General features: G+C 63.2%; 7 protein-coding genes. 1 reads left to right on the top strand and 6 read right to left on the bottom strand.

The window, feature by feature from the left end; all coding sequences use genetic code 11:
• The 6 genes from JSE7799_RS10460 to JSE7799_RS10485 form a co-directional block, all read right to left on the bottom strand.
• Nucleotides 1-503, bottom strand: a 503-nt coding sequence (locus JSE7799_RS10460) for an IS21 family transposase (protein ID WP_503089885.1), incomplete at its 3' end; no start/stop codon positions are given.
• A 115-nt stretch (nt 504-618) separates the two neighbouring features.
• A complete protein-coding gene (locus JSE7799_RS10465; protein ID WP_055663556.1) occupies nt 619-1,020 on the bottom strand; it encodes a hypothetical protein in 402 nt (133 codons plus the stop codon).
• 9 nt (nt 1,021-1,029) lie between these two features.
• Complete coding sequence (locus JSE7799_RS10470; RefSeq protein ID WP_055663557.1) at nt 1,030-3,066, bottom strand: acetyl-CoA carboxylase biotin carboxylase subunit; 2,037 nt, start codon at nt 3,064-3,066, stop codon at nt 1,030-1,032.
• Between the two features lie 113 nt (nt 3,067-3,179).
• Nucleotides 3,180-3,374 carry a hypothetical protein gene (locus tag JSE7799_RS10475; protein WP_055663558.1) on the bottom strand — a complete coding sequence of 65 codons (195 nt, stop codon included), beginning with the start codon at nt 3,372-3,374 and terminating at the stop codon, nt 3,180-3,182.
• A gap of 100 nt (nt 3,375-3,474) precedes the next feature.
• The gene (locus tag JSE7799_RS10480) at nt 3,475-3,675 is read right to left on the bottom strand and encodes a hypothetical protein (RefSeq protein ID WP_055663559.1); all 201 of its coding nucleotides are present in this window, start codon (nt 3,673-3,675) and stop codon (nt 3,475-3,477) included.
• A gap of 49 nt (nt 3,676-3,724) precedes the next feature.
• The gene (locus JSE7799_RS10485; RefSeq protein WP_055663560.1) at nt 3,725-4,114 is read right to left on the bottom strand and encodes a hypothetical protein; all 390 of its coding nucleotides are present in this window, start codon (nt 4,112-4,114) and stop codon (nt 3,725-3,727) included.
• 255 nt (nt 4,115-4,369) lie between these two features.
• Between JSE7799_RS10485 and JSE7799_RS10490 the strand changes: the two genes are divergently transcribed.
• Nucleotides 4,370-4,733, top strand: a 364-nt coding sequence (locus JSE7799_RS10490; protein WP_186201904.1) for a helix-turn-helix domain-containing protein, incomplete at its 3' end; no start/stop codon positions are given.

Consider the following 4,733-nt stretch of genomic DNA (forward strand, 5'->3'; position numbering starts at 1 on the left):
CAGGCTTCCGCTGTCGCCGCGGGATAAGCGCGCACAAAGCAGGCATCGCTGTGCGGCAGGTCCATGACGAAGAAATGCGCCTTCTGCTCGACGCCGTCGATGATGACCACCGCCTCGCCAAAGTCGGCCTGGGCATGACCGGGCGGATGCGCCAGCGGCACGAACATCTCTCGGCCGCGCCGCTCGCGCTCCCGCATGTAGTCCTTCACGATCGTATAGCCGCCGGCGAAACCATGCTCATCGCGGAGCCGTTCGAACAACCGCTTCGCCGTGTGCCGCTGCTTGCGATGGACCTCGCGATCGCCATCCAGCCAGCCGTCGATGATCCCGGTGAACCCGTCCAGCTTCGGCCGCTTCACGGGCGCCGTTCGCCGGTATCCTGGAGGAATCGAGAACGCCAACATCTTCTGAACGCTGTCGCGCGAAATCCCGAAGTGATACGCCGCCGCCCGCTGGCTCATGCCCTCCGCACAGGCCAATCGCACCTTACGATACAAGTCCACGGTGAAAATCCTCCCGCCCTCCCTGCCGCCAGAGAGGGTAAAGGTGGACGACTTTTACGCCGCCCGCAGCAGGCTCATCCCGCCGCTACCGTGGCAGACTTTTGCACCGCCGTTCTCAGAGCGATAAAAGCTGAGAATAATACGCGACGATCGGGTCGATGGTCACCCGTGGAAGAACGTGAACTTCGCTTTCCAAGGCACTGAAAATGCGGTCGTGCCGCTCTCTGGGGATCAGCGGGACGAAGTTCGGATCCTCGTATATTCGCAGCGCGAAGGCCGAAGCCTCCGCGCGCAATGCCGCTTCGTCCAAAAGATTCGACAGGTTGGCGTCGATCTCGGCGAAGATCGCGCGATGCGCGTCTCGCAGACGCTCCGCCCGCAACCGCCGCGCGGCCAATCGGTTGCGTCGCCCGTTGACCAGCCACCCGGCCGCAACGAAACTGCCGGCGATGATCGCCTGCCAGATGCGCGCGTCCCAAGCGCCGAACCAGTGCCAAAGGGCGACGAGGGCGTCCATGCCGGAGGGCTACTCGAACTCCAGAATGACATCGTCGACGGCAAGGCTGTCGCCTGCGGCGGCGTTCACCTTGGAAACGACGCCCTTTCGCTCTGCACGAAGGACATTTTCCATCTTCATCGCTTCGACAACGGCCAGCACCTGACCCTCCTGCACCTCCTCACCCTCGGCCACATCGACGCTGACCATGAGGCCGGGCATCGGGCAAAGCAGCATCTTCGATGTATCCGCCGCCGCCTTTTCAGGCATCAGCGCAGCCAGTTCCGCTTGCCGCGCCGTTCGGACATGTACGCGCAGGTCGGCACCGCGCGTCCGAATGTGGAACCCGTGGGTGATCTTGGCGACCTTCAAAACGATCGCCGCGCCGTCGATCGTTATGCAAGCCAAGCGGTCGCCGGGTGTCCAGCCGCTTTCCACGCGCAGCGTCGCGCCGCCGATGCTGACGTCCGCCCCACCCCGATAGGCCGCAATCTGCGCCTCGAACCGCTGTCCGCCAAGCGTGACGACCCAGTCCGAACCGACGACACGTTCATGGTTATCCATCCGCCCCGAGATGCGCGAGCGCCTGATCTCAGCCACCCGATGCATGGCGGCACAGGCGGCGGCGATCTGACGCAAATGATCTTCAGGAAGGTCTACGCCTTGAAAGCCGTCGGGATATTCCTCGGCGATGAACGCCGTCGTTATATCGCCCGCGATGAACTTCGGGTGGTCCATCACTGCCGACAGGAACGGCAGGTTATGCCCTATTCCTTCGACCTCAAAGCCGTCCAGTGCATCGCGCATACCTGCGAGCGCCGCGTCACGGTCGGGACCCCAAGTGCAGAGCTTCGCGATCATCGGATCGTAGAACATGCTGATTTCGCCGCCCTCGAAGACGCCGGTATCGTTACGTACAGCCGTTTCACCCTCGGGCGCAGGCTCCAGCCATTTCGACAAAAGCGGGCCGGCCTTCACCTCCTCGGGCGGGCGGTAGTGGGTGAGACGCCCGATCGACGGCAAGAACGCGCGGTAAGGATCCTCGGCATAAAGGCGGCTCTCGATCGCCCAACCGTTCAGCACGACGTCGTCCTGCGTCAGCGACAGCTTCTCGCCGCTCGCCACGCGGATCATCTGCTCCACCAGATCAATGCCGGTGATCAATTCCGTCACCGGATGCTCCACCTGGAGGCGCGTGTTCATCTCGAGGAAATAGAAGTTACGCTCCGCATCGACGATGAACTCGACCGTGCCCGCGCTCGCATAGCCGACGGCTTGCGCCAGCCGCAGCGCCTGTTCACCCATCGAACGACGTGTCTCTGCGTCGAGGAACGGCGAAGGCGCCTCCTCGATCACCTTCTGGTTGCGGCGCTGGATCGAACATTCCCGCTCGCCCAGATAGACGCCGTTTCCATGCGTGTCGCATAGAACCTGAATCTCGATATGCCGAGGCTGCGTAACGAACTTCTCGATGAAAATCCGGTCGTCGCCAAAGCTACTGGCCGCTTCGTTCTTCGACGACCGGAAACCGTCGCGCGCCTCGGCATCGTTCCAAGCGATTCGCATCCCCTTGCCGCCGCCGCCCGCGCTTGCCTTGATCATCACGGGATAGCCGATCTCTCCGGCGATCCGGCCGGCCTGGTCGGCATCGGCGATCAAGCCCATATAGCCGGGGACGGTGCTGACCCCGGCTTCGGCCGCGATCTTCTTCGACGTGATCTTGTCGCCCATGGATTCGATCGCGCCGACCGGGGGGCCGATGAAGGCGACGTTCTCCGCTTGGAGGGCCTGAGCAAACTTCGGGTTTTCGGACAAAAATCCGTAGCCTGGATGGACCGCCTGCGCACCGGTCGCACGCACAGCGGACATCACACGCTCGATGTCGATGTAGCTCTGCGCCGCGGGGGGCGGACCGATATGTATAGCCTCGTCGGCCATACGGACATGCAACGAATTACGGTCGGCATCGGAATGCACCGCAACCGTCGCGATCCCCATGCGCCGCGCGGTCTTGATCACTCGGCACGCAATCTCGCCGCGATTGGCGATCAGTATCTTTTCAAACAAGTTCCCTACCCCTCCGGTCCAGAGCTGGATCCAAACGGGATCGGGCCGCCCGGTCAAGTCACCGCGCGGCCCGCAATGCATGATCTGACGGCCGCGCGATGCGGCACGTTTGATCAGAAGTCGTTTGCAATCGCGCCCGCAGTCGCGCCTATAGCACCGCCCGCGATGCAATTGCCGTCCGAGAGCACTTCGCCAGCGGCGCAGCCGACGGCTCCGCCAACTGCGGCACGCTCGAGATCGCTGCCTTGGTTACATGCGGCAAGCGCGCCGACGAGTGCGAGGGCGGGAATGATGAATGTGCGGCTCATGATGTCTCTCCATGGTAGATGTAGCGGGACAACGCGCATCCGGAGGCGCAGTTTCCCAGAAAGCGCCGTTTTTTACGCCCGCTGCATCTCACGTCGAGTGTCAGTAGCCCGACAGATCGTCTGCCAGCGCACCGACTGCCGCTCCGAGCAAAGCACCGCCAGCGACGTTGCCGGACAACGCACTCGCCGCAACGCCACCGATCAATGCACCGCCGCCGGCACGCTCGAGGTCAGTCCCCAAACACGCCGACAAGGTCAGGACGGAGAGAACTCCGATGAAGCGGGTTGCGAATGTCGACATGGCGTTATTCTTCCGTTTTGCAGTTTGGCCCCGCACCGACGTCATCGGATCAGTCCCAGTCATCGTCTGCTTCCTCAACTTCGTCCGGCCGGTCTTCGGCAAAGATCTCCGGATAGGACGCGCGCGCACGATCGAGATCGACGCGCAGTTGCGCATCGTAGCTGGCCGGGTCGAAGGGGTCCTCCGCGGGAAGCACCTCCCGTCCGATGAGCCAGGACAACCGCCCCGCATCGAGATTGCCGCGTTCGAACGGCTCATCTCCGAAATGATCAATTAGAGCGTAGAGGAAGGCGCGATCGGCGGCGCGGTCCACAGTCTTGCGGTCGCGATGGCGTTCACGCCGCGCAATTGCCGTCGCGCCAGCCTTGGCGGCGCGGCGGATCGTAAACTGAAAGTCTGTGCCGGGGAGCCGCCCGGGAAAGCCGCGATGCTTGAGCATCCGGACACCTCGCATCTGTGGGCCGAGTCGTGGTGTATTCTCGCTTAGGCCGGGGATCAATAACTGGGAGGAACTTCCGCGCCTGTCGGAGCCCCAGCACCTAGCAACCATTTTTTAGGTTGCGGCGTGAGGAAGCAACTTTCTCTAAAGGATAAAGCTTAGATGTTCCGTCCCGGATGATCACCTTTCCCCGCGACGATCCGCGCTCTTCATGGCAAGATCGGTTCTGAGGGACCTTCGAGACGGGGCACGACCATGCTGATACATCTTCACAAGCAGGCCACGACCACGCCGAAGGTGCGGGCGGCGATCCAGGCGAGCACGGAGCCTGCTCCGGTCCTGGCCGAGCGCTTCGGCATAACGGAGCAGACCGTTTACAAGTGGCGCAAGCGCGACAGCGTCGCGGATCGCAGCCACACGCCGCACAGGCTCCAGACGACGCTGACACCACCGCAGGAGGCCGTCGCGGTGGCCCTGCGAAAGGCGCTGCTGGTGTCGCTGGATGATCTGCTGGCGGTTGTGCGGGAGTTCCTGAACCCGAACGCCTCGCGCTCGGGGCTGGACCGCTGCCTGCGCCGGCATGGCGTGGGGAACCTGCGCGACCTGAAGACCAAGGCGG

Source organism: Jannaschia seosinensis, from assembly GCF_001408515.1.
GTDB classification, from domain to species: domain Bacteria; phylum Pseudomonadota; class Alphaproteobacteria; order Rhodobacterales; family Rhodobacteraceae; genus Jannaschia; species Jannaschia seosinensis.

Bases quoted from the DNA above. Each gene is read 5' to 3' on its own strand.
- JSE7799_RS10465 (WP_055663556.1), bottom strand. From the start codon at position 1,020: ATGGACGCCCTCGTCGCCCTTTGGCACTGGTTCGGCGCTTGGGACGCG.
- JSE7799_RS10475 (WP_055663558.1), bottom strand. From the start codon at position 3,374: ATGAGCCGCACATTCATCATTCCCGCCCTCGCACTCGTCGGCGCGCTT.
- JSE7799_RS10480 (WP_055663559.1), bottom strand. From the start codon at position 3,675: ATGTCGACATTCGCAACCCGCTTCATCGGAGTTCTCTCCGTCCTGACC.
- JSE7799_RS10485 (WP_055663560.1), bottom strand. From the start codon at position 4,114: ATGCTCAAGCATCGCGGCTTTCCCGGGCGGCTCCCCGGCACAGACTTT.